The organism is Thermomonas sp. HDW16 (assembly GCF_011302915.1).
Lineage (GTDB): Bacteria > Pseudomonadota > Gammaproteobacteria > Xanthomonadales > Xanthomonadaceae > Thermomonas.
The window spans coordinates 1099228-1122986 of the sequence record NZ_CP049872.1 but is presented as its reverse complement, the minus strand read 5'-3'; the positions used below and the strand labels follow the sequence as shown (position 1 = coordinate 1122986).

Genomic DNA, 23759 nt, shown 5'->3' with positions numbered 1-23759 from the left:
TTTCGGCGGGTTTTTCCTTGGTGAGGCGTCATTGCCTTTGCACCGATGCTTACCAACACCCTGACGTCGTCGGCGATTTCACGCCTTTCTCGTTGATACCCAGCGTGCCGCACAATGTGTCCTTGGCTGCCTGGGCACCCTTCGGTGTTGCGGTCAAACTGAATGTGGAGGCTGTGGACGCTCCAAGGGCGATCGTGTAGTGGGCGGTTAGATCCGTCGTGCATGCGGTGCCAGGGAGCACGGCTCCGGAATACCCCATGTTGGTGCTGTAGTAGCGCTCCATGAATTGCGCTTGCTCAAGCAAACAGGCGGCACCCGCAGCCCGCCGGGTTTTCACCACGTAGTTTGTGTAAGCCGGAAAAGCAATGCTGGCAAGGATCGCGATGATGGCCACTACAACCATCAGCTCGATCAAGGTAAACCCGGTATTCCGTGATTTCATTGCGCCTCCGATGCTCATTGCTGCGGCACGATTTCGCGCCATTTGACGCGACTAGGGGCGCCGCCACTGGGTGGCTTGATCTGCGTGCTGTTGGTGTTGCCAGCGCCACCGTTCTCGCTGCTGAAGGCGCCGGTGCCAACGGTTGCAAGCAAGCTGGTGATATTCGCTTCAGTCGGCATGCCACCCGTGATCGCGATGCTACCCAGGATGCCGGTGGTCCCACCTGCATTGGTAACAGTGCCCGTGGTGTTGAAATAACTACCCGACTCGCCACTTGTGCCAGTAAAGATATCGATGGCATTCAGGAATCCGCTGCCTGTCGCACCCTGGCAATCACTGCCAGTTGCAGGAATGACGGAGGACACGAACATTGCCGCTCCATACACCGTCGGCGCGGATGTCACGCGTTCTGGCGTTGCCAGATCGATGTACCAACCTTGCTTGCCTCCGGGCAATGCCGAATGCGCCTCGAATCCGCGAGCCTGCGCCCCCGAGGCGGTCGTCCCGGAGTACGGGATGGTGCGCGCCTGCAGGTTTGCACGACTGCTGATCAGGCTACCGATGTCCTTGATGCCGTAGATGCTCTGCGTCAGTTGGGTGGCCACACCAGGAACGTCATTGCTCGAGATGAAGCGCCCGGTGCCGAAGCCGATGAAGATGCTGCCGCCAGCATCACGACTTACGGCCAAACCGCCCGTGATGGGTTGCGGCGTACCAATGGAATCCACCGCCTGGAACAGCTTGACGGCGCTTGTCGGCACGAGCCCGGTTGCATCGCTGAAGTCCCAACGCCACACATTGCCCTTCAAGTCGCCACCATAAACCGTGTCCACCGTGCCATCGGCATTCAGGTCGGCCATGCCCAGCGACATCAGGCCATTCCCGCCGGTATCTGCAACCAGCCTTGAAGTGCTGACGACGTTTCCGTTCGCGCCCAGCTGGTACACGAACAACGTCGCGGATCCGTTTGGACTGTCGATGCCGTTAGGGACAAAGGCGAAGGTCTTGCCTCCGTTACCCTTGCGAATACGCACCGCACCCAGCACGTAGCCCATGTTCGGCTCCGTTGTGATGTCGTTACCGTTGATCGTGTTGTCCCATACGACGTTGCTTGCGGCCATCGAGGATGGATTGGTCACATCCAGTGCGAACACTCCGCGGCCACCGCGCCCCAAGGCTCCGACAAGGATGTTCTTGTTGTTGCCCTGGTTGGCCTTGCTGATGACATCGATCTGCCCATCGACGAAATAACGATGGTCGTAAGCAGTGGAACTCAGGTTGGCCATGGCCGCGAAGTCGATACCCTTCGGCACATAGGAGAACAACACCTTGCCGCGGGTTGAACTGGCGCTATCCGCATTGATGGCGTGCAGCATGCCGTCATTGGCCCCGATGTACACCGTCTTGGAATCCTCCACGTAGGCAGGTGACGAATCCACGATGTCGCCGATCGGATATGCGCGCTTGCGCAGGGTGCCGGTTGTCTGACCAAGTTCCTTGCTCTGGTCGCCCTTCAGATAGGCAATATTGTCGGCAGCACTGACTTCGTCCGCCTGCCCGGTACGCACGCCGAAATCGCCGGCATTGGCAACGGATGCATTGAAGAGCGCAGCCGTGCCGCCCTTGCTGGTCAACACGGTGCGATTCTTGAAATTGGCATTCACGCCGCCAGTACCGAAAGTCTTGGACAGGATCCAGTCCGGCGTGGTGGACACTCCCGTCAACGCGGCGTTGAACGGGCTGGCGATCAGGTCGCCCAACCAGGTGCTGGACGTGAAGCCGGCCACGAAGGTCAGCGTGCTGGTGTCCGTCTTGGTGGAACTCGACGCGATATTGGAACCCGACGCACTACGCGAGTCGATGGCAGCCAGCGCGGAGATCAATGCATTTGCAAACTTGTCGCTATTGGACGCAACCACGAAACTGCCATGCCCGTTCAAGGCGGCATGCCAAAGATCATCGATGCGCTTGGCGCTTTCCCCGCCGGATGTTGGATCCACATTCCATGGAGAAGGCGGGGGATTATTCGGATTCAACGTACCCTGCAGACCGATGGAGACGCCAAAGGTCACCATATGCTGCCAGTTGGCCGAGTCCGCCGCGCTGGTCAGCACATTGTTGGCCATACTGGTGCGCATATCTTCGCTCCAGTATTTGTAGGCAACATCGGCCAGCGTGTCGGTGTACCCATCCCGATAGGCCCAAGTGGACACATTGTCTGCATTACCTACATCGTTGTAGCCGGAATCGCTGTTCCAGTAGCCATCCGTTGTAAGGATGGCGTAGTTCTGCCGGCAGGTCAGCAGATTGCCGTTGGAATCCTTCCACGGATCGTCCGTCGTGTAGTACCGGGCAGCACGCTGCAAGGCACCTTTGAGCGGAGTACGATCACTCGCACCCGCGCCTTGCAGACGGGAATAGAACCCGGTGCGGTTCGTTCCTTCGAACAGCCCGCCATTGGTTGTTACTGGGATCGGGTATGCCGGGGTGGAGCCGCTCGTGTTTGCGAAACTCCCTCCGCGGTTCCAGATCGTGTCGAAGCCCACACGGTAGTTCTTGCCCAACCGCCCAAACGCTTCAGAAGCGCCGGCTTTGGCCATCTTGTTACGGGTACGGTGGTATTGATACCAGTTGGCGAAGTTCTGTAGCTCCGCCTGTTGCAGCGCGCTGGTGTTGCCACTGGGAGTCATGTCGGCCCAACTCGTCCCAACCGCAGCGTAATTAAGGTTACTGACATTTCGACCATTTGCGTAAACGTCGAAATACACATGTGTCGCCCCACTATTCGGGGTGATTGTCAGACTCTTGGGATCGTCGCGTCCGGTGTAACGGTCATAAGTCCCTGATGAGCAATTACTTGCACTATAGACATACAACTCAGCACGAGAGCTCCCGCTTACCGTGATCGTCACTGGGCTGTAGCCGGATACAGGCACAGCAACACATGTCGACCAATTGCCGTCATTAATTCTGGAAAACGTGCCGGAGAGAATATCGCCGATACTCCGCTTCTGGACGGCGCCGCCGTTGTAATTGGTAGCCGAGCTGGAGCTGGAAATCCGGTATTTGTCGTAATTGCTTGCAGTCGTACCCGGGTTAGTCGTATTGGGGACATAGAAATATGTCTCGCCCTCATTCGAACTACTGGTCAGATTGATATTGTTGTTAGTGGGACTCGTGGCACTGCTGGCTACCGACTTGAAATTCGCGTTGGCCATGCGGTCGTTCAGATTCGTGCTTGACGTGCGCCATGGCAGATACACCGTCAGCGGGTTGTAATACAACGTGTTATTCACGTACGAACGATCGGTAACGTTATCCGACAAATTGTCCTTATCGACCGTGCCATCCTTGTCCGCCGTCATCCAAGCACCGTCCATCGATCCCGAGTCATCGAGAATCATCAGGATGTTAGGCGGGATCGCATTGCCACCCGTCAACAACGGATTCTGCGGAAACGAAGTAGTAGCCGCATTGACCGGCAGTCCCAGCAGTGTTGCCAGAGCGGCAACACCGGCAACACCCACGGTTTGGAGCCGGCCAGGCTTGCTGGGCTGGATGTTCTTGGTCTTCATGATGTGCCTCATCAGCGCCGATACACGGACTGGAGAATCACCTCGGCGCCTAGTGGCGTCGTGGCGTAGGAAGTGATGCGGTAAACGCTTTGCGATGTACCCGCCATGCAGGATTTTGACAAGTCGATGCAGTTGGACGTGCCCAGCACGGATGTACGGCCATAGTCTTCAATGATGAATTTCGGAGACACGTTGACGCTGTCCGAAATCGGGACAGCAGAACCCAGCTGGAAGCCGCCACTGCTCCAAAAGCTGGTGTTCGCCATCCACGTTGCATCCTTGCAGCGCCCCGCGCTACAACCGGATGCCGGGAACGTGATGGTGCCATCACGCGCAATGATCTCCGCTTGCCGAAGACCGGCTTCCGCCACCTGGAACGCCATGCTGCGCGCCATGGTATTTGCGGCCATGCGTTCCTGCATGATGGCACCACGCAGGGACGCGATACCCAGCAAGGTCACGATCACCAGCAACAGAAGGACGACGATCAACGCCGCACCCGACTGATGCCCACGCGCACCGCCGATGAATGAAATGGACTTCATTGGATATCCATGTGGTTTCGCAAGACGATGTAATCGTCCAATGTACGGGTCAGGTTTGCGTTGTCAGTACCCTTGATATCGTTGCTCGACAACGCGCCTTGCACTGCCTGGAATCTCAACTGCGCCCGCACCGCCGTCACCAGCTTCCACTGCGCGGCGGTCACGGCGGATGCATCAACATAATTCGCCGTAGTGCCCACCTTGTAGGAAATCTGCATGCCGGTGACACCTTCCGCGATTTCACCGGCGGTCTGCACCGAGGCACCGCCATTGGTGACAACCTGTCGGTATAACGACGTGCCACCACGCGTGTTCGCCGCCAAGTACCAGCGCACGGCATAAGGCTTGACGACCTGCGCAGGTGAACCGCTGGGTGGATTCAGACAATTCGGATTGGCCCCGGTTGCGGGAGGCAAGAAACAATAGCCCGGTGCATTCGTACCGCCCACAGAGTTATCGAAGGCCTTCTGGTCGATCTGGAAAGGTTTCGCCAAATTCCCGGGGGTACCTGACCCGCTGTTGTGTTGAATCGACGAACCAGAGGGGAGCGACGTGGCCTGGAAGATGGCCGCAACTTCGGAATTGCAGACCATGACAATGTCGTTGTCGGCCAAGCCCGTGGTACTTGTGACGTCAATATTCGCACTCGGCGTGTCATTGCCCGTCACATTGATGGCAGCGCCATTCGCCTGGCTCAGGGTGATCTCATCGGAACCGTTCGCGCCCGTTCCGTCCGCTCCCGAAATCCCATCAAGCCAGCCGGTGTAATAACTGCCTCCAGGCTTGGACGTGTCCAGCATGTTGACGACATTGCGTGTGCAGGGATTTCCCCCTGCCTCGCGCACATCGCGCGCCAGCATCTCGTACGCGCTCCGCTGATTCTCCTGAATGCGATTGACGCTCTCGGTATTGCCGTACACCTTGCGGTTCGACAGAAACAAACTGCCGGCGGCCCCCACCACCAGCAGCCCCAGCACAAGCGATACCATCAGCTCGATCAGCGTGAAACCACGTTGTGCGGACTTCATCGTGGAGGGCGTAAGCATCATAGTTGGCTCGTGATGTTGATTTCGACCGGCTCGGCCTCGCCACCAGTGGCGCGCTCGTCGCTCCATTGCACGCCCACGCTGCACTGCATGGCGTTTCCATCACAGACGACGATGCCCTTTGCATCCGGTGCGACCGAAGTCTTCAGGCCATCCAGCCAGCCCATCATGTTGCCTGGCTGGCCGCTGCCGTCGCCCGCGGTATAGATATTGGTGTTGTAAGTACCAAGGTTGGCGCGATCCGCCCGGATGATGTCCATCATCGAGTAGATCTGGATCGCCGCCTGCGTGCGGCTGGCCGAGCTACCCGAGTTCTTCAAGGTCACCGCCTGCAGTGCCGCGATCCCGAGCATGCCGATCGCCAAGATCAGTACGGCGACCATGACCTCGATCAGGCCTATGCCCTTCTGCGAACGCCAATGTCCGAGTTTCGATGCAGGTTTCATGATGACCTCAGTTGTCCGCAGGGCTGGAACAACCGCCCCCCGCTGAACGCCGGGCGGTACTGATCCGGCCGGTGCTTGCGCTGACGTCTGCACCGTTCTTGCCGCTCATGCTTGCCGAGCACAGACCAATCGTCCCACTGACACTCGCCCCGACGGCCGACAGCCCATTTGGCGTGAACGTGAATTTGTTGCTTGCCGCCGAAAGGTTCGCACTGGCCTTGACCGTGATGTCGGAATTCAAGGTGCTGTCGCGAAGCACACCTTCCTTCACCGACAAGACGATCCAACGACTACCGACTGCTGCAGCGCAGCTACTACCGTTCGAACTGGGGCATACGGAGACGCTGGTACGCTTGCTAATGGCGGAAACGCGTGCCGTCTGCAACATCGTCACCATCTCGTTGGCTGAGGATGTCAGCCGGCTGCCGCGGATCAGGTTGGTGAAACTCGGTACGGCGATTGCCGCGACAATGGCCATGATCGCCACGGTGACCACCACCTCGATGAGGGTGAAGCCCCGAACGGCATTCCAACCCGCGTATTTTTGGCTGCGTTGCAGCATGACTCTCCCCGGAATTCGGCACACGTACCCTAAGGCAGCACCCACCGGGCGCGCTATCGATGTCCGATAGGCGGCCCATTCCCCGGAATGGGCGGTACCGTGGTTATTATCGCTCCACTGGCTGGAGCCAATCCTGCAGGTTCCGATCGCGTGGACATCCCAAGCTACCGCCCGCTGGATGCACTGTTCCGCCCCCCCGCCCTGATTGCCGTGCTGCTGGCAGGTGAAGCGCTGGCACTGGTGCTTGCACTGGCACCGGAGCCGCCGGCAGCGCGACTTGCGCTGTTCGGCCTGGCGTCACTTGGCATCCAATGGATCGCCATCGGCACGCTATGCGCGTTGTACCTGCTGCGTCACATGCTGATAGGGCTGTCGCGAACCGCGCTGGCGTGGTGCTGCCTTGGCCTATTGCTGACAATGAGCCTGCTGGTGGGCCTGGCGGGCTGGGAATTGTTCGCACCCATCGGCGAGCTACGATCGCGGACGGACTTCCTGATGCGGATACTCGCGATCGCCTTCGTGGTCGGCCTGCTTGCATTGCTGACGTACGGCAACTACTGGCGCGCGCGCCAGCTTGCCGTCCGCGCCAAGCAATTGGAACTGGAATCCCTGCGCGCGAGGATCCGCCCGCACTTCCTGTTCAACACCTTGAATACAGGCGCGGCACTGGTACATGCCCAACCGGACGAGGCCGAGCGGGTTTTGCTCGACTTGGCGGATCTATTCCGCGCCGCCCTGCGCGAGCCGGAACAGGTTCCCCTGTCGAGGGAAATCGAACTCACCACGCGTTACCTCGAAATCGAAGCCCTTCGTTTCGGCCCTCGCCTGCGAGTGTCGTGGTCATTGCCCGACCTGCTGCCGGACGTGGACATCCCCGCCTTGTCCTTGCAACCGCTTGCGGAAAACGCGATCCGCCACGGAATCGAACGCCTGCCCGGGGGAGGCAATATCGACATTCGCCTGCGGCAGGATGGGGGTTGGATCAGCATCGAAGTCGAGAACGACATGCCCACCGATGGCAGCCGTGCTGCCGAAGGCCACAACATCGGCCTGAACTCCGCGCGCGAACGCGTCCGGGCACTCAGCGATGGCCATGGCGATGTCGAAACACACGCTGCGGAAGGCAAACACCTGGCTGTGTTGCGGATCCCGAACAAGCCCCCTCAGGCTAACCCGGGTCAGGCCACCACCCGGTAACAAGGTCGGTAATCCCCGGCGATCTTCATCCGACGCTGCTCCACGAACGCGCGCAGCAGGGCATCAAGCGCCTGCATGATGTCCGCATCACCGTGGATCTCGAACGGGCCGTGGGCCTCGATCCGGCGCATGCCGTCTTCCTTGACGTTGCCGGCGACGATGCCGGAGAACGCGCGCCGCAGGTCGGCAGCCAGTTCGTGTGGCTTGCGGCCGTGGTGCAGATCCAGGCTGGCCATCAGTTCATGCGTGGGTGAAAACGGCTGCTGGAATTCCAGCGGCACATGCAGTGCCCAATTGAAGAAGAAGGAATCCTTTTGCTCGATGCGCTGTTCGCGCACCTTGCGAATGCCGGCTTCCATGTGCCGGGCCACGGTTTCGGGATCGTTGACGATGATTTCGTAGCGGGATGCGGCCTCATCGCCCAAGGTGAGGCGGATGAACTTGTCGATCTGCTCGAAATACGGCGCCGCGCCGGTCGGGCCAGTCAGGATCACCGGGAAACGGCGATCCGCATTTTCCTCGCGCAGGAGAATACCGAGCAGGTAGAGGATTTCCTCCGCGGTGCCGACACCGCCGGGGAACACGATGATGCCGTGGGCCATGCGGACGAAGGCTTCGAGGCGTTTCTCGATGTCCGGCATGATCACCAGGTGGTTGACGATCGGGTTCGGCGATTCGGCGGCGATGATGCCGGGCTCGGTGATGCCGATGTAACGCGTGCGGCGGCGGCGCTGCTTGGCATGGGCGATGGTGGCGCCCTTCATCGGCCCCTTCATTGCGCCCGGGCCACAACCCGTGCAGATGTCCAGCCCACGCAGACCCAGCTCGTAGCCGACCTGCTTGGTATAGACGTACTCCTCGCGACCGATCGAATGGCCACCCCAGCACACCACCAGGTTGGGATCGGCCGGGTGCAGCACGCGTGCGTTGCGCAGCAGGCCGAACACGGCGTCGGTGATGCCATCGCTGCTGGCAAGGTCGGCGTCTTCCGCGAGTTCGATCGCGGTCCAGGCCAGGTCACGCACCACCGCGAACAGCAGTTCGGCGACGCCGCGGATGATCTGCCCATCGACGAAAGCCATGGCCGGCGCATTGTGCAGGTCGATGCGCACGCCACGATCCTGCTGCAGTACCTGGATGTCGAAATCGGGATACAGCTCCTGCGCGGCACGCGGATCGTCCGAAGCGCTGCCGCTGGTCAGCACCGCCAGCGCGCAGCGGCGCAGCAGGTCGTGCATGCCGCCGCCGGAAGCATCGCGCAGGCGTGCGACTTCGGCGCGGGACAGCACGTCGAGCGCACCGCGCGGGTGGATGCGGGCATCGACGGTGGGGAGTTTATGGGCAGGGACGGCCGCTGCCTGCGGCGAGGGATGATTGTCGGTCATAGACCACGAACTTTAGCGCAGTCCGCCTCGCATGGTGTTCCCGTGTCGCAAAAAAGAAACGGCCGGATTGCTCCGGCCGTTTCGATGTTGCGGGTGAATCGGGTGAATCAGAACTCGTACTTCACTGTCATCAACACCGACCAGCGGGAGACCACGCGCGAGGGGAAAGCGCTGTTGGCGTCATAGTTCGAGAGTTGCTGCCAGGTCGGCGTGGTGGCACTGCCGAGGTTATAGACATAACCACCGTCTGGCCGGATACCGCCCAAGCTCGCCAGATAGCGGGTGTCGAAGCCACCCACACTCTTGGTGATGCCCCAATCCTTGTTCAGCAAATTCAAGAAATTGTAGAAGTCCAGGCGAACCACCGCCTTGTGACTCTTGAAGAAGCCCGGCAGCTCTTGCTGGATACCCACATCCAACTGGTTGACCCAGGGAAGGCGACTGTCGTTGCGTTCCGCGATGGAGCCACGATGCTGGCTCAGGTAAGAGTCGCTATCGATGAAGTCATTGAATGCCGCAATCTGCGCAGCGGTCGCCGTGCCATAACTGACCTTCGGGTCGTTGATCAGCGGGATATAGGCCGGATCCTGGAAGATGCCGTCGCCATTCTGGTCGCCGTTCATGATCCAAGTGTAGGGCAGCCCGTTATGCCCGCTGTAGTAAGCGGACACGCTCGTCTTGTAGTCGCCGAAGAAAGCATGTTCCCAGCCCAGCGTGGCCTTGAACACATTGCGGATCTCTTGAGTCGCAGTCTTGGCGTCACGATCATTCGGGTTCAGACGCGAGACGAACTGATAGCTGGACCAAGCCTGCGAGCTGGTATCGGAACCGACTTCCGTTGCATCCGTAAAGGTGTAGCTGACGTTGCCGTACCAGCCGTTGGACAGCGGCTTGTTCAGGCTGACGGTGAACGAAGTCGACCGACCAGCATCGATGTTACTCAACATCGTCGAACCACCGCTGCCGTTGGCAGCACTGCTGGTATAGCCCGGATTGTTGCCGCAGTTCTTGTTCGAGCTGGACAGCGAGCCGAGCGTGCACCAATAGCTGTTGCGGCCGTCCAGCAATCGCGCGGTCGGCGCGTCATACAAACCGGTCGTCGGGTTGTACGCGCCAATGTTGATCGCCTTGTAGAACACCGCATCCTTGTGCCGCACATGCTGGATTTCTGCGGTACCGATCAGCCCTGCCCACGGCAATTCCACGTCATAACCCAAGCTCAGCTTCCACGCGGTAGGCATCTTGAAGTTGGGATCGATGCTGTCCACTTGTGCCCTACCCGTCGTGCTCAGGTTCGGCGGCACCGGCTGGTTGTAGGGATCCGGGCTGAACGGATAGGCCACGGGATTGTTGGAATTGAACGACACGGCATTGACGCCATTGTTCTGGAACGGATTCGCCAACCACACGTAGGGCGGAACCGTCTGGAACAAGCCGATGCCGCCGCGCAATTGCGAATAACGTTCCGTATTGAACGTGTAGTTGAAGGCAAAACGCGGCATGACAACCTTGTTGTCCGATCCCAGCTTGTAGTTGTTCGGATAGCCGAACACCTGCTCGAAGCCGGGCTTCACCGGTGCCTCGCTATCCCCCTTCGGGATATTGACGCGCACACCGTAGACCAGCGAAAGATTGTCCGTCGCCTGCCAGGTATCCTGGATAAATGGGCTGAACTGACTCATCCCGACGGCAGCGGCGGTGTCGGCCTCGGTGAAGCCAGCGGCCGGACGACGCACGGTGTACGAGTTGTACTTGCCCGCCTCGAAATCCGCGATGCTGCCGAAGGTGTAAACACCATGCAGGTCGCGGCCGTACAGGTTCAGCGCATCAGTCTTCAGCCAATCAAAACCGAACTTGAAGGCGTGGTCGCCCAGGTAATAAGTACCGAAGATGGACGCCGTGTACTTCTTGGTGTTGATCTGGTTTTCATGGCGGTTACGGTCTTCGCCGAGGCGGATACCCTGACCACTGGTGGCCGAGTTGCCGACACCGGCACTGATGTTGATGGTCGGCCCCTCATTGAAGGGATTGCCGGCGATCTGGTCGAACTTCTGCACACTGAACTTCGCTTCGGTGCTGAAGTTGTCAGTCCAGTCACTGAACAGTTGCAGCGAAGTATTTTTGGTGGTGCTGTTCTTCTGGTACCAGCGCGAGGTCAGGATCACCGTTGCCGCGCCGCCATCATATGGCTGGGGCAGGGACTCCTCGGTCTGCTGATAGGTCAAGCTGGCGCGGTGCGAATCGTTGATGTTCCAATCGATTTTGCCCAAATAGCGCTTCAAGCTGAGGTTGACGCCAGAAGCGCCGCCGTAGGTGCCTGGATCGATGCCATAACCCTTTGCAGCAGCGATAACCCGATCGATATCGGCCTGGGTGATGATGCCGCGCGCGAAGGCGTCGTCAGCGGTCGCACCACCAAATTCCGTAACGTCCTGCTTCTCATAAGAACCGAAGAAGAAGAGCTTGTCCTTGATGATGGGGCCGCCGAGGGTCAAACCCTTGGTTTCGTCCTTGTCGAACAGGTTGTAATCAGCATCGGTCGTCGGATGCTTGCCGACCATGTTGCTGGCATTCTTGAATGCGTAGTACACGGACCCGTGGAACTCGTTGGTGCCGGACTTGGTGACGGCATTGATGCTGGCACCAATGGTGTCTTGGGCGACGTCATAATCGGTAGCCTTGATGTCGTAGGCATCGATCGTGTCGGTCGAGATCGGCGAGCCGGTATAAGGCATGCCGTTGGAGTTCAGGCCAAACGGATCGTTCTGTCCCAGGCCATCCACGGTGATGTTGTTGTAACGGTTGTTCAGACCTGCCATCGAGATACGGCCAGTGGCCTGATCGGTGACGCTGATGCGCGGATCGAGGCGGGCAACGTCATCAAGCGAGCGACTTGACTGCGGGGCCAGCTCCAACTGCCGGCCACTCACTGAGGTACCGACGCCCTTGTTGTCCGAGCTGAAGACGCTCGTGGAACCCGAACCGACGACGGTCACGGTGCCCAGGGTAGTAGCGCCACCGGACGCCAGGTTGGCATCGACGGTGCTGACCTTGTTGAGCTCGAGGTAAACGTTTTCTTCCGTATCTGTGCCGACACCGGCCTTGTTGACGGTGATCGTGTACGGGCCGCCGACGCGCAGGCCGCGCGAGGTGTAGCGACCGGCGGCATCGGTGGTGGCGCGGCTGACCGTACCCGAATCGACGTGGGTGATGGTGACTTCGGCGCCCGCAATCGGCTGGCCGTCGGCACCAACGACCTGGCCGCCAACGCCGGCGGAGGTGCTCTGCGCGAAAACAGGAGCCGCGGCAAGCGCGACCATCAGGCCCAGCGACAGCTTCGACAGCCGGACGCGGTTCGGGTGAGTCATATCGATAACCTCAAATGAGCGAATTAGATTGGAAACAACGACGGACGACTGACGGCACAAGCCGACACGTCCGTCTTGCGACAGCTGTCGGCGAATTTTCGGAACCCCTGCCCATACGAAGCCGCATGGGTTTACCAAAGTTTAACACGGTATGCGCGCTCGATGACCGCATCATGACAGCCGCAAGGCAGTCGTCACTTCACGATAAGTGCCCGCCCCTGTTCAGCTTCCTGCATGCAGATAGCTGGCGATACCGTCGAGCAGCATCTGCACGGAAATGGCCACGATGACCATGCCCATCAGGCGCTCGATCGCAGTCAGCACGCGGGTACCGAGCCACTTCTGGAGATAGGTGGCGGAGAACAGGATGATCGCGGTGGCGGCCCATGCGATCGCAAGTGCCAGGCTCCACGCTCCCATTCGGCCGGGCTCCTGGCTGCCCAGCAGCATCACCGCCGCCATCCCGGAGGGGCCGGCGATCATCGGGATCGCCATCGGCACGATGAAGGGCTCGCCATCCGGCTGTTCGCCCATGATCCCCTCGGCGGGCGGGAAGATCATCCGCAGGCCGATCAGGAACAGGATGATGCCGCCGGCGATCGAGACCGATTCCTGCCGCAGGTGCATCAGTTCCAAGAGGTAGCGGCCGGCCCACAGGAACAGCATCAGCACAGCCAGCGCAATCAGCAGCTCGCGCATGATCACCACCCGCTGGCGTGCCGGCGGCAAGCCCTTGAGCAGGCTCAGGAACACCGGAATGTTACCCAGCGGATCCAGGATCAGGAACAACAACAGGGCAGCCGAGGCGATGGTCATGGGAATCCCGTTACGCCGGCATGGCGTCCACGATGTTGCCGCGTTGGCCAGCACCGGCAACCGACAGCAGCTCGACGCAAGCCGCGGCATATTCGGCCGGCGGCTTCGCCTTCAGGTCGGTATTCGGCTGGAACGCCTTGCCGCGCAACGCGGTGCGCATCGGCCCCGGGCGCAGGCCACTGACACGCGGGCCATGTTCACCGAGCTCCGCCTGCAGCATCGGAATCAATGTCGCTTGCGCCGATTGGGCAAGGCCATAGCCGCCCCAGAAGGCGCTACTGCCAGCGCGCTCGGGATCGTCGATGGTGAACACCACTGCGCCGGCATCGGACTTCGCGATCAAAGGCAGGCAGGCCTGGGTGAGCCACCAGCGCGCGGTCAGGTCGACATGGATCGCCCGGGCGAAGTCGGCCGGGTCGGTATGCAGCAACGGGGTCAGGCCTTTGAACTCGGCGGCACAGTGCAGCAGGCCGTCGAGATGGCCGAGCTCGGCCTCGATGCGCTGGGCGAGCTCATCGAAATCGTCCGGCGATGCCCCGATCAGATCCAGCGGATACAGCAACGGCTCCGGACCAACGGCTTTCACCGCATCGTAGACGCGATTGAGTTGCGCGACTTTGCGACCGAGCAGCACGACCGTGGCGCCGGCCTGCGCACAGGCGACAGACGCGGCCGAGCCGAGACCGCCGGCGGCGCCGGCGACCAAGATCACGCGATCCTGTAGCAGCTTGGTCCCGCTCACGCCTTTTGCGCGTCCGCGACGATGCGCGCCAGCTCGCCAGATTCGGACAGTTCGACGGTGATGTCGCAGCCGCCGATCAGCTCGCCATTGATGAAGAGCTGCGGGAAGGTCGGCCAATCCGAATAACGCGGCAGGTTGGCGCGGATCTCCGGCTCCTCCAGCACGTTGACGGTATGCAACTGGGCGGCGCCAGCAGCCTTCAACGCCTGCACCGCGCGACTGGAAAAACCGCACATCGGGAATTGCTGGGTGCCCTTCATGAAGAGGACGACGGGATGGCCTTCGATCTCGGCCCGGATGCGGTCTTCGATGGAAGACATATGGCAACTCCTGGAACAGTGTGGCCCGCTGCGCCGGCGGCAGTTGATGGCGCGTCGACGGTGCGGCAACGGGCGGTGGGGATAGAATTGCCTATTGTAAGTCTTCGCGCGGCCCTGGCCGCACCCTCACCGCCCTGACAGGAGTCACGCCGTGGCCATCGAACTGCCCGCCCTGCCCTACGACCGCACCGCCCTGGAACCGCATATCTCCGGCGAGACCATCGACTTCCACTACGGCAAGCACCACCAGGCCTACGTGACCAACCTCAACAACATGATCGCCGGCACCGAGTTCGCCGACATGTCGCTGGAGGACATCATCCGCAAGTCGCAGGGCGGCATGTTCAACAACGCCGCGCAGGTGTGGAACCACACGTTCTACTGGAACTGCATGTCGCCGAACGGCGGTGGCGAACCCACCGGCAAGCTGGCCGATGCCATCAACGCCGCATTCGGCAGCTTCGAGAAGTTCAAGGAAGAGTTCACCAAGACCTCGGTCGGCACCTTCGGTTCCGGTTGGGGCTGGCTGGTGCAGCGTCCCGACGGCTCGCTGGCGCTGGCCAGTACCTCCAACGCCGCCACCCCGCTGACCGGCGAAGACACCCCGCTGCTGACCTGCGACGTGTGGGAGCACGCCTATTACATCGACTACCGCAACCTGCGGCCGAAGTACGTGGAAGGCTTCTGGAGCCTGGTGAACTGGGACTTCGTGGCCAGCAACATGAAGTAAGCCGCGCACGTTCGCGACACCGAAAACGGCCGGGCGATCCGGCCGTTTTCGCATCTAAGGGAACTGACCTCCGGCACCTGCCGCCACCGCCCATTCGGGCTAGGCTATGTTCCATCGCCCACCGGTCGACCCAACACCATGAGCCTGATCTCGCCCGCCGCAATGCCGTACGCCATGACCCTTGGCCTTGGCTGGCTCTACTACCGGCGCATCCGCCGCCATATCGGCCGGCAATCATGGCAGCCGCGACGCACGATGCTGCGCATGGGCTTCCTTTGCCTCGCCGTCACCGGCTTGCTGGCGGCTGCCGTTTTCCTGCCTGGCACCGGCATCCGCATCGCCATCGGCATGGGCCTGATCGCCGGTGTCGTGCTCGGTTTCCTCGGCCTCTCGTTGACCACGATCGATGGCGACCAACACGCGCGCTGGTATACGCCGAATCCCTGGATCGGCGGCGCGCTGGCCGTGTTGCTGGTCGGCCGGCTGGCGTGGCGGATGCTGCACTCGGGATTCATCGCCCAGGGCGCGGGCCAGGTGCAGGCCACGCCGCTGACGCTCGGCATCGCCGCCACCCTGGTCGGCTACTACCTGTCGTATTCGTTCCTGCTGATGGGCCGCATGCGCCAGTTGGCACGCGCGCCGTCGAACGCCAGCTAGGCGACGCCGAGGGCCGCCACGACCGGCGCGACTTGCGCCTCGCGCCGCAACGCATCGCCGACGCGCTGCAAGGTGGCTGCCAATTCCGATGCGGAATCCGCACGCAACGTGGCATGCCCGACCTTGCGGCCGGCACGCGGCTCCTTGCCGTAATCGTGCCAATGGCCGCCGGCTTCGCGCAGCACGGCATCCGCGTCCGGCATCGCGCCGATCCAGTTGAGCATGCAGGCGATGCCGACCATCCGCGTATCGCCCAACGGCAATCCGAGCACCGCGCGCAGGTGGTTCTGGAACTGCGAGGTCTCGCTGCCTTCGATCGTCCAATGGCCGGAGTTGTGCACGCGCGGCGCAAGCTCATTCGCAAGTAGCTCGCCATCACGGCAGAACAACTCCAGCGCGAACACGCCCACGTAATCCAGCGCTTCCGCCAGCTTGCGCGCATGCGACAGCGCGGTGGCTTGCGTCGCGTCATCGACCGATGCAGGCGCCAAGCTTGCCGACAGCACGCCATCGACATGCCAGTTTTCGGTCAGCGGCCAGGCGCGAAATTCGCCATCGCGACCACGTACCGCAACCACACTCAATTCACGCTGGAAATGCACGAAGCCTTCCAGGATCAGGCCGACGGTTTCCGCCTGCGCGCCCAGCGACTCCCAAGCCGCATCGATATCCGCCGCCGTCTTGATCCGGAACTGGCCCTTGCCGTCGTAGCCCAGCCGCCGCGTCTTCAGGATGCAGGGCATGCCGAGTTGCGTAACGGCGGCTTCCAGCGCAGCACGCGAGGTGATGTCGGCGAAGTCCGGCACCGGGATGCCGAGTTCGCGGAACAGGGTTTTCTCGGCCAGTCGATCCTGCGCCACCGCCAGCGCGCGAGGTTTTGGAAACACCGGCACGCGCTCGGCCAACCACTGCGCGGATTCGGCTGGCACGTTCTCGAAATCGAAGGTGGCGACGTCCACCTGTGAAGCGAATTCGGCCAGCGCCGCTTGATCGGTGTAATCGCCAACGATCATCGGCGCGAACTGGCCGGCGCAGGCGTCGGCCACGTTGTCGAGCACGCGGAAACGCAGGCCCAGCGGCGCGCCGGAAAGAGCCATCATGCGGGCCAGCTGCCCGCCACCGAGGATGCCGACGGTGGTCATCTACTTGCGCGGATCGTCATTGTTGGCGACGTCGTCCGTCTGCTTGCTGCGGAACGCGGACAACGCTTCTGCAATCGCCGGATATTCATGCGCGAGCAGCGCGGCAGCGAACAACCCGGCATTGGCGGCACCGGCATTGCCGATGGCGAACGTGGCCACGGGAATGCCGGCCGGCATCTGCACGATCGACAGCAGCGAATCCATTCCGTTCAGCGCCTTGCTCTGCACCGGCACGCCGAGCACCGGCACCGCGGTCTTGGCCGCCAGCATGCCCGGCAAGTGCGCCGCGCCACCAGCGCCGGCGATGATCGCGCGCAATCCGCGCGCTTGCGCCGAATCCGCGTATTCGAACAAGACGTCCGGCGTGCGGTGCGCGGAGACCACGCGCACTTCGTGCGGCACGCCCAGCGCCTCGAGTTTGGCGGCGGCGTGCTGCATGGTCTCCCAATCGGAGCGGGAGCCCATCACGATGCCGACCAGGGGTGCGTCGCCTGCTGCTGCCATCTCGGTGTCCTGCGGCATAACGCCTGCTGCAAAACGGTATTCTACCGATCCCGCAAGAACACGGCATCGGCATGGATCGCAAACTCCTCGACATATTGGTCTGCCCCGCCACCCGCCAGCCACTGGCGCTGCTGGAAGCGGCTGGCCTGGAGGCGCTGAACCGCGCGATCGCCGCTGGTGGCATCAAGCGCAACGACGACGGCGTGCAGGCCGACGCGCTGCGCGAAGCCCTGGTGACCCGCGACCGCAAGACCGTCTATCGCGTCGACGACGGCATCCCGGTATTGCTGGTCGAAGACGGCATCGCGACCGCGCAGGTCGAAGGTTTCCCGAAACAGTGAACAGCGCGCGCTTCGATCCACCGGCCGCGGAGATCGTCGAGGCCAATGTCGTCGCTGCATTGGCCGAGGACATCGGCCCCGGTGATGCCACCGCGTCCCTGCTGGATGACGCGCCGGACAGCGCGTACCTGCTGTGCAAGGAAGACTGCGTGGTCGCCGGGCGGCCGTGGTTCGATGCCACCCACCGGACGCTGGATCCGGATGTACGCATCGACTGGCGCTGCAACGAAGGCGACCGCATCGCCAAGGGCACGGTCATCGCCACCCTGCAAGGCCATAACCGCGCGCTGGTCACGGCGGAACGCACTTCGCTGAATTTCCTGCAGACGCTGAGCGGCACCGCTACCGTCACCGCGCAGTACGTCGACGCCGTACGCGGTACCGGCACGCAGATCCTGGACACCCGCAAGACCATCCCAGGCCTGCGCCAGGCGCAGAAATACGCGGTACGCGTGGGTGGCGGCGTCAACCACCGGATCGCGCTCTACGACGCGGTGATGCTGAAGGAAAACCATATCCGCGCCTTCGGTTCGGTCGCGGCGGCCATCGAACGCGCGCGCGCCTTGCATCCGGAACTACCGCTGATCGTGGAAGTGGAAACCCTGGCGCAACTGGGCGAAGCGCTGGACACCGGTTGCACGCGCATCCTGGTAGACGATTTCGATGCCGCCACCCGCCGCGAAGCGGTGCGCATCGCCAAGTCCGCACCCTACGACGGGCGCATCCCGCTGGAAGTGTCGGGTGGCGTGGACATGAGCACGCTGCGCGGCATCGCCGAGGATGGCGTGGACTGCATCTCGATCGGCGGCCTGACCAAGCATGTGCACGCCATCGATTTTTCGCTGAAGCTGGGGCCGCCGCCGGGCGGTTGATCGTTCAGCGCGACAGCCAGAATGCCACGCCCGCCGCAACGGCCAGCGCGAGTGCCGCCAGCCACGGCCAACGACGACGCGACGACGTGGCGGAGACCTGTGTCTGTAAAGGCTGCCCCGGCATCAGCAACTGGAAACGCTGGGTGTCGAAACGGATCTCGTCGCCATGCACCGCCTGCGCGCGGGTGATGCGCTTGCCGTTGAGCCAGGTGCCGTTGGCCGACCCCATGTCCTCGAGCAGCACTTCATCGCCAGCTGGGGTCAGCCGCGCATGCAGCCGCGAAATGCTGTCCAGTGGGATGCGCAATCCGGCATCGTCGGCGCGGCCGACATTGAGGCTGGCGTGCAGCGGAAAACTGCGGCCGAACTGTTCGCCGGATAATCCGCGCAAGGCGAACCTGGGCATTACCGGTCGCACCATCGTGGCATTGACGTCGCCGGCATTCGCATTGCGCGAGGGCTGCGCGGCAGGTACCGCCTCGGCGGCAGCATCGAGCAGCCGAATCCGGGTGGAGGCGAGGCCCAGGGTATCGTCCGTGCGCAGTGCGATCAGGCCGGCGACCGGGCGCTCGTTGACCAGCACCCGGATGCCGTTCGGCACCCGCACTTGCACGCCCTGCGTGCCGACCTGCAATTCGCAATGCAGGGGCTCGATCCCGTCCGCGGCCAGGGCCACGTCCGCATCCGCGGCGGAACCGATCCGGTAAACGCCCTGATCGAGCAGCATCTGCGGGCGGTCGCCGGCCGGGAATACCAGTTTCATCATCATGCGCGTTTTGTGTCGCCCTTGTTCGTTTTGATCGCGCGCTTGCGCTTCCGACCCGGCACCACCACATTAGGGCGATGCCAACCTTGCTGATTCTAATGGTCGCGGGCGTCGCGGCGTTGTTCATCTTCACCGCCGCGCGCGCAGCGGCCGAACGCGCGGCCGAAATCGGTCGCGATGCCTGCCAGGCGGCGGGCGTGCAATGGCTGGATCAGTCGGTGCACGCCACCGGCATGCGCCTGCGTCGCCGCGACGACGGCTGGCTGGGGGTTGAGCGCAGCTTCCGTTTCGAATATTCCGAAGACGGGCAGGATCGCCATATCGGCCGCGTCGTACTGCTGGGCGAAAAACTGGTCGGCTTCAGCGGTCCGAGCCGCGCAGCGCAGGCGGTGGTGCGGAGCTTTCCCCTGCACTGAACCGCGTTTGCGGAACATTACTTGACGATGCGCAGGTGCGCGCCGCGCTTGGGCGGCCCGCCCGGGCCATCCGGATCACCATCGTCGGTGGTCGGAACGTCTGTTTCCGGCGTGGCGGCGGGCTCGGCCGCCATTGGTGCCGCCGCGCCACGTGGATCGTCCGGCAATGCCATGCCCTGCCCGGTTTCGCGTGCGTAAACCGCGATCACTGCTTCCAGCGGCACCAGCACCGACTGGCTGACACCGCCAAAACGCGCGGAAAAACGCAGCGCGTCATTGTCCATGCGCAAGCCGCCCACGGCGCGCTCGGCGATGTTGAGCACGATGCGACCATCCTTCACCGACTGCATGGGCACGCGCACGCCGGGCAAGCCGGCATCGACCAGCACGTGCGGGGTCATGCCGTTGTCGACGATCCACTCGTACAGCGCCCGCAACAGGTACGGGCGGTGGCTGGTCATTTGCGTGGCGTCGTCGCCCATCTCAGGCTTTGGTCGTCAGGGCGGCGTTCGTCACAGCGGCATGTCGCGAAGGTTCTTTTCCTTCTCGGTCAGGCTGCGCACGAACCCTGGGTTGCGGAAGATGCGGTTGCCGTAATCCTCGATCGCCTTGCCGTCCTTCGGCAGCGGAATGTCCAGCGACGGCAGGCGCCAGATGATCGGCGCCATCGCGCAATCGGCCAGGCTCATTTCCGGATTGAGGAAGAACTTGCTGGCCTTGAACAGCGGCACCGAGGCGGTCAGCAGTTCCTTGAGGCGCTTGCGGCCGGCATCGGCCTGCTGCTTATTGCCCAGCTGGATGGCCTGAACCTGCGGCACCCAATCGTGCTCGATGCGCAGCATGGCCAGGCGCAGGCGTGCGCGGGAGAGCGGATCGACCGGCATCAGCGGCGGGTGCGGATAGCGTTCGTCCAGGTATTCGCTGACCACGCTCGCGGCGTACAGCACCAGGTCGCGTTCGACCAGGGTCGGCACCGAGTGGTACGGGTTTAGGTCGATCAGGTCTTCCGGCGGGTTCTGCGGATCGACCGGGATCAGGTCGTAGGTGACGCCTTTCGCCGCCAGCACAAGGCGCACGCGGTGGCAGAGGACATCGTCGACCGAGGAAAACAAGGTCAGGGCATTACGCATGCGCGGACTCACAGCCATCATCAGAACCACCCCCCGCGACCGGACCCTGCCGGTCGCACACGCGCCGCCCGCACGATGCGGGCGGCCGCCAAGCGTCGTTCGCCGTGCTGCGCGTGCTGCCGCTGCGTCAGTGAACGTCCCGCCAGTATTCCGTCTTCAGCATCCATGCCAGGAAGGTGAAGAACACCAGGAACAGGATCACCCAAACACCCATGCCTTGCCGCTTGATCGCCGCCGGCTCGCCTGCGTATTCCAGGAAGGCGGTGATATCGCGCACGGTCTGGTCGTACTGCTGCGCGTTCTGCGAACCCGGCTGGCTGATGGTGAAACCCTCGACCGGCATTTCGCCGGTCGCCGTCTTCTTGCCGTACACCGGCTGCTGCAAGCCCTGCAGTTCCCACAACGGGTTCGGCATCGAGGCATTCGCGAACAGCTTGTTGTTCCAACCGACCGGACGCGACTCGTCCAGGTAGAACGACTTCAGGTAGGTGTAGATCCAGTCGCTGCCGCGCACGCGCGCGATCAGCGACAGATCCGGCGGCGCCTTGCCAAACGCAGCCTTGCCCATGTCGGCGTTCATCGGCGAGATCACGTGGTCGCCGATCTTGCCGCCGTTGAGGTTGAGGTTCTGCTGCACCTCGTCCTCGGTCAAACCAAGATCCTCGCCGATGCGGGCATAGCGCAGGTACTGCAGCGAATGGCAGCCGCTGCAATAGTTCATGTACAACGCCGCGCCGCGCTGCAGCGAAGCCTTGTCGTCGAGGTCGGTGCCCGACTGCTGCAGGTTGCCGCCGCCGCTGGCGAACGCGGTCACGGAAATCAGCAGGCCTGCCGCGAACACCGCGGCGCGGGAGGCAAAATTCTTAGTCATGCATCGTCACCCGTTCCGGCACCGGCTTGGTCTTGTCGAGCTTCGTCCACACCGGCATGGTGATGAAGAAGGCGAAATACAGGAAGGTCAGCACGCGGCCGATGATGGCTTCCGTCGGGTCGGTACCCGGGCCGCCGCCGATCTTGGCCAGCCACACGAAGCACACCACGAACATCAGCAGCATCGTCCAGCTGAGCAAGCCGCGATAGCGGTACGACTTGACCTTCGACTTGTCCAGCCACGGCACCAGGAACAGCATCACGATCGCGCCGAACATCACCAGCACGCCCCACAGCTTGATGCCGAAGAACGAGGGAATCACGCGCAACATCGCGTAATACGGGGTGAAGTACCACACCGGCTTGATGTGCTCCGGGGTCACCAGCGGATTGGCCTGGGTGAAGTTGTCATGCTCCAGGAACAGGCCGCCGAAGGCGGGGGCGAAGAAGATGATGAACGCCGCGATGATCAGGAAGCAGCCGACGTAGAAGGTGTCCTTCACCGTGTAGTACGGGTGGAACGGGATGCCGTCGGCCGGCGCGGCCTCTGACCAGCGATTGCCCTTCGGCCCCTTCTTGATCTCCACGCCATCCGGGTTGTTGGAACCCACTTCGTGCAGCGCACCGATATGCAGCACCACCAGCAACAGCAGCACCAGCGGCAGCGCGATCACGTGCAGGGCGAAGAAGCGGTTCAACGTGGCATCGCCTGGGTTGAAATCGCCCATGATCCATTCGGTCAGGCCGGTGCCGACCACCGGGATCGCGCCGAACAGCGAGATGATCACCTTGGCACCCCAGTAGGACATCTGGCCCCAGGGCAGCACGTAGCCCAGGAACGCCTCGGCCATCAGCACCAGGTAGATCACCATGCCCAGCAGCCAGACCAGTTCTCGCGGCTTCTTGTACGAGCCGTACATCAGGCCGCGGAACATGTGCAGGTAGATCACGATGAAGAACAGCGAGGCGCCGGTGCTGTGCATGTAGCGGATCAGCCAGCCCCACTCTACGTCGCGCATGATGTATTCGACCGAGGCGAAGGCTTCCGCCGCGCTCGGCTTGAAGTGCATGGTCAGGAAGATGCCGGTCAGGATCTGGTTGACCAGCACTACCATCGACAGCACGCCGAAGATGTACCAGATGTTGAAGTTCTTCGGCGCGAAGTACTCGGTCATGTGCTTGCGGTAGAACGGCATCATGCCGGGCGCACGCTCGTTGACCCAGTCCATCACGGTGTCGGCGGTACGGGTGAGGATGTTCGCCATGGCTTACGCGGCTCCCTTCGGATCGACGCCGATCTCGATCGTGTTGTCGTCGATGAAGTGGTAAGGCGGCACCGGCAGGTTGGCCGGGGCCGGCTGCGCCTTCAACACGCGGCCAGCCAGGTCGTATCGCGACTTGTGGCAGGGGCAGAAATAGCCACCCTTCCAGTCGGGATCGAACGGCTCGGGCTTGACCTCCGGGAGGTGCTCCGGCGCACAACCCAGGTGGGTGCACACACCGACCAGCACGGCGATTTCCGGCTTGATCGAGCGGGTGGCGTTCTGCGCGTACTTCGGCTGCTGGTCGGCATTGGTCGAATTCGGATCGGCCAAGATCCCGTCCAGCGACTTCATGACGTCCAGCATCGCCTTGGAGCGGCGCGCGATGTAGATCGGCTGGCCGCGCCAGTTGATCACGATCTGCGCACCTTCCGTCAAGGCACTGATGTCCTGGGTCACCGGCGCACCGGCGAAACGGGCCCGCGCACTGGGGCTCCAGGACTTGATGAAAGGCACCGCCGCGAACCCGGCTCCAACCGCCCCGACCACAGCCGTGGTCGCGGTCAGAAACCTGCGCCGGCCAGTGTTGACCTCTTCGTTGGTCATCCCGCACTCCGAAAAATAT

Annotated in this window: 25 protein-coding genes; 6 read left to right on the top strand and 19 right to left on the bottom strand. The window is 62.3% G+C overall.

Annotated elements, in window-relative coordinates; all coding sequences use genetic code 11:
* Positions 1 to 49: 49 nt before the first annotated feature.
* From G7079_RS05135 to G7079_RS05110, 6 genes are read right to left on the bottom strand one after another with little or no spacing between them, the layout of a single operon-like run.
* Positions 50 to 460 (bottom strand): type IV pilin protein, encoded by a 411-nt coding sequence (locus tag G7079_RS05135; protein ID WP_304940800.1) that lies wholly within the window; start codon positions 458 to 460, stop codon positions 50 to 52.
* Positions 457 to 4017, bottom strand: coding sequence for a PilC/PilY family type IV pilus protein (locus G7079_RS05130; protein WP_166056196.1), 3561 nt, complete (start codon positions 4015 to 4017; stop codon positions 457 to 459). The genes G7079_RS05135 and G7079_RS05130 overlap by 4 nt, the downstream gene beginning before the upstream one ends.
* Before the next feature lie 11 nt (positions 4018 to 4028).
* Complete coding sequence (locus G7079_RS05125; RefSeq protein WP_166056194.1) at positions 4029 to 4562, bottom strand: PilX N-terminal domain-containing pilus assembly protein; 534 nt, start codon at positions 4560 to 4562, stop codon at positions 4029 to 4031.
* Positions 4559 to 5590 carry a PilW family protein gene (locus tag G7079_RS05120; RefSeq protein ID WP_206203246.1) on the bottom strand — a complete coding sequence of 344 codons (1032 nt, stop codon included), beginning with the start codon at positions 5588 to 5590 and terminating at the stop codon, positions 4559 to 4561. Before G7079_RS05120 ends, G7079_RS05125 begins: the two co-directional genes overlap by 4 nt.
* 17 nt (positions 5591 to 5607) lie before the next feature.
* Entirely contained in the window at positions 5608 to 6054 is a 447-nt protein-coding gene (gene pilV, locus G7079_RS05115) for a type IV pilus modification protein PilV (RefSeq protein ID WP_166056190.1), read from the bottom strand.
* Between the two features lie 7 nt (positions 6055 to 6061).
* Positions 6062 to 6616 (bottom strand): GspH/FimT family pseudopilin, encoded by a 555-nt coding sequence (locus tag G7079_RS05110; protein ID WP_166056189.1) that lies wholly within the window; start codon positions 6614 to 6616, stop codon positions 6062 to 6064.
* 150 nt (positions 6617 to 6766) lie between these two features.
* On the opposite strand from G7079_RS05110, the gene G7079_RS05105 reads away from it, so the two are divergent.
* Complete coding sequence (locus G7079_RS05105) at positions 6767 to 7813, top strand: histidine kinase (protein WP_240906247.1); 1047 nt, start codon at positions 6767 to 6769, stop codon at positions 7811 to 7813.
* Here G7079_RS05105 and ppnN read toward each other — a convergent pair.
* The 5 genes from ppnN to grxD form a co-directional block, all read right to left on the bottom strand.
* On the bottom strand, positions 7795 to 9198 hold the full coding sequence (gene ppnN, locus G7079_RS05100; RefSeq protein WP_166056185.1) for a nucleotide 5'-monophosphate nucleosidase PpnN: 1404 nt from the start codon (positions 9196 to 9198) through the stop codon (positions 7795 to 7797). The two genes, G7079_RS05105 and ppnN, sit on opposite strands and share 19 nt — an antisense overlap.
* A gap of 107 nt (positions 9199 to 9305) precedes the next feature.
* On the bottom strand, positions 9306 to 12566 hold the full coding sequence (locus G7079_RS05095) for a TonB-dependent receptor (protein WP_166056183.1): 3261 nt from the start codon (positions 12564 to 12566) through the stop codon (positions 9306 to 9308).
* A 222-nt stretch (positions 12567 to 12788) separates the two neighbouring features.
* The gene (locus G7079_RS05090; protein ID WP_166056181.1) at positions 12789 to 13382 is read right to left on the bottom strand and encodes a YhgN family NAAT transporter; all 594 of its coding nucleotides are present in this window, start codon (positions 13380 to 13382) and stop codon (positions 12789 to 12791) included.
* 10 nt (positions 13383 to 13392) lie between these two features.
* Positions 13393 to 14124 carry an SDR family NAD(P)-dependent oxidoreductase gene (locus G7079_RS05085; protein WP_240906246.1) on the bottom strand — a complete coding sequence of 244 codons (732 nt, stop codon included), beginning with the start codon at positions 14122 to 14124 and terminating at the stop codon, positions 13393 to 13395.
* Positions 14121 to 14444, bottom strand: coding sequence for a Grx4 family monothiol glutaredoxin (gene grxD / locus G7079_RS05080; RefSeq protein WP_166056179.1), 324 nt, complete (start codon positions 14442 to 14444; stop codon positions 14121 to 14123). The genes G7079_RS05085 and grxD overlap by 4 nt, the downstream gene beginning before the upstream one ends.
* Positions 14445 to 14595: 151 nt before the next feature.
* Here grxD and G7079_RS05075 point away from each other — a divergent pair, with 151 nt between their 5' ends.
* Both G7079_RS05075 and G7079_RS05070 read left to right on the top strand, forming a co-directional pair.
* Entirely contained in the window at positions 14596 to 15174 is a 579-nt protein-coding gene (locus G7079_RS05075) for a Fe-Mn family superoxide dismutase (RefSeq protein ID WP_166056177.1), read from the top strand.
* 138 nt (positions 15175 to 15312) lie between these two features.
* Positions 15313 to 15831: a hypothetical protein gene (locus G7079_RS05070; protein ID WP_166056175.1), complete on the top strand. Its 519-nt coding sequence runs from the start codon at positions 15313 to 15315 to the stop codon at positions 15829 to 15831.
* On the opposite strand, the gene G7079_RS05065 is transcribed toward G7079_RS05070, so the two are convergent.
* Both G7079_RS05065 and purE read right to left on the bottom strand, forming a co-directional pair.
* Positions 15828 to 16973, bottom strand: a complete 1146-nt coding sequence (locus G7079_RS05065) for a 5-(carboxyamino)imidazole ribonucleotide synthase (protein WP_166056173.1) — start codon at positions 16971 to 16973, stop codon at positions 15828 to 15830. The genes G7079_RS05070 and G7079_RS05065 overlap by 4 nt on opposite strands.
* Positions 16974 to 17477, bottom strand: coding sequence for a 5-(carboxyamino)imidazole ribonucleotide mutase (gene purE / locus G7079_RS05060; RefSeq protein ID WP_166056171.1), 504 nt, complete (start codon positions 17475 to 17477; stop codon positions 16974 to 16976). It abuts the gene before it with no gap.
* Positions 17478 to 17548: 71 nt separating this feature from the next.
* On the opposite strand from purE, the gene G7079_RS05055 reads away from it, so the two are divergent.
* Both G7079_RS05055 and nadC read left to right on the top strand, forming a co-directional pair.
* Positions 17549 to 17818 (top strand): Trm112 family protein, encoded by a 270-nt coding sequence (locus G7079_RS05055; protein WP_166056169.1) that lies wholly within the window; start codon positions 17549 to 17551, stop codon positions 17816 to 17818.
* A complete protein-coding gene (gene nadC / locus G7079_RS05050; protein ID WP_166056167.1) occupies positions 17815 to 18690 on the top strand; it encodes a carboxylating nicotinate-nucleotide diphosphorylase in 876 nt (291 codons plus the stop codon). Before G7079_RS05055 ends, nadC begins: the two co-directional genes overlap by 4 nt.
* A gap of 4 nt (positions 18691 to 18694) precedes the next feature.
* Here the strand turns inward: nadC and G7079_RS05045 are convergent, their stop codons facing one another.
* Entirely contained in the window at positions 18695 to 19459 is a 765-nt protein-coding gene (locus G7079_RS05045; RefSeq protein WP_166056165.1) for an FHA domain-containing protein, read from the bottom strand.
* Between the two features lie 74 nt (positions 19460 to 19533).
* Between G7079_RS05045 and G7079_RS05040 the strand changes: the two genes are divergently transcribed.
* On the top strand, positions 19534 to 19872 hold the full coding sequence (locus tag G7079_RS05040; protein ID WP_166056163.1) for a DUF3301 domain-containing protein: 339 nt from the start codon (positions 19534 to 19536) through the stop codon (positions 19870 to 19872).
* A gap of 17 nt (positions 19873 to 19889) precedes the next feature.
* Here the strand turns inward: G7079_RS05040 and G7079_RS05035 are convergent, their stop codons facing one another.
* The 5 genes from G7079_RS05035 to petA all read right to left on the bottom strand — a co-directional run bounded on the left by G7079_RS05035 (position 19890) and on the right by petA (position 23740).
* A complete protein-coding gene (locus G7079_RS05035; protein ID WP_240906267.1) occupies positions 19890 to 20333 on the bottom strand; it encodes a ClpXP protease specificity-enhancing factor in 444 nt (147 codons plus the stop codon).
* Positions 20334 to 20384: 51 nt separating this feature from the next.
* Complete coding sequence (locus G7079_RS05030) at positions 20385 to 21020, bottom strand: glutathione S-transferase N-terminal domain-containing protein (protein ID WP_166056159.1); 636 nt, start codon at positions 21018 to 21020, stop codon at positions 20385 to 20387.
* A 109-nt stretch (positions 21021 to 21129) separates the two neighbouring features.
* A complete protein-coding gene (locus G7079_RS05025) occupies positions 21130 to 21873 on the bottom strand; it encodes a cytochrome c1 (protein WP_166056157.1) in 744 nt (247 codons plus the stop codon).
* On the bottom strand, positions 21866 to 23137 hold the full coding sequence (locus G7079_RS05020; RefSeq protein WP_166056155.1) for a cytochrome bc complex cytochrome b subunit: 1272 nt from the start codon (positions 23135 to 23137) through the stop codon (positions 21866 to 21868). The genes G7079_RS05025 and G7079_RS05020 overlap by 8 nt, the downstream gene beginning before the upstream one ends.
* Positions 23138 to 23140: 3 nt before the next feature.
* Positions 23141 to 23740 (bottom strand): ubiquinol-cytochrome c reductase iron-sulfur subunit, encoded by a 600-nt coding sequence (gene petA, locus G7079_RS05015; RefSeq protein WP_166056153.1) that lies wholly within the window; start codon positions 23738 to 23740, stop codon positions 23141 to 23143.
* Positions 23741 to 23759: the final 19 nt, after the last annotated feature.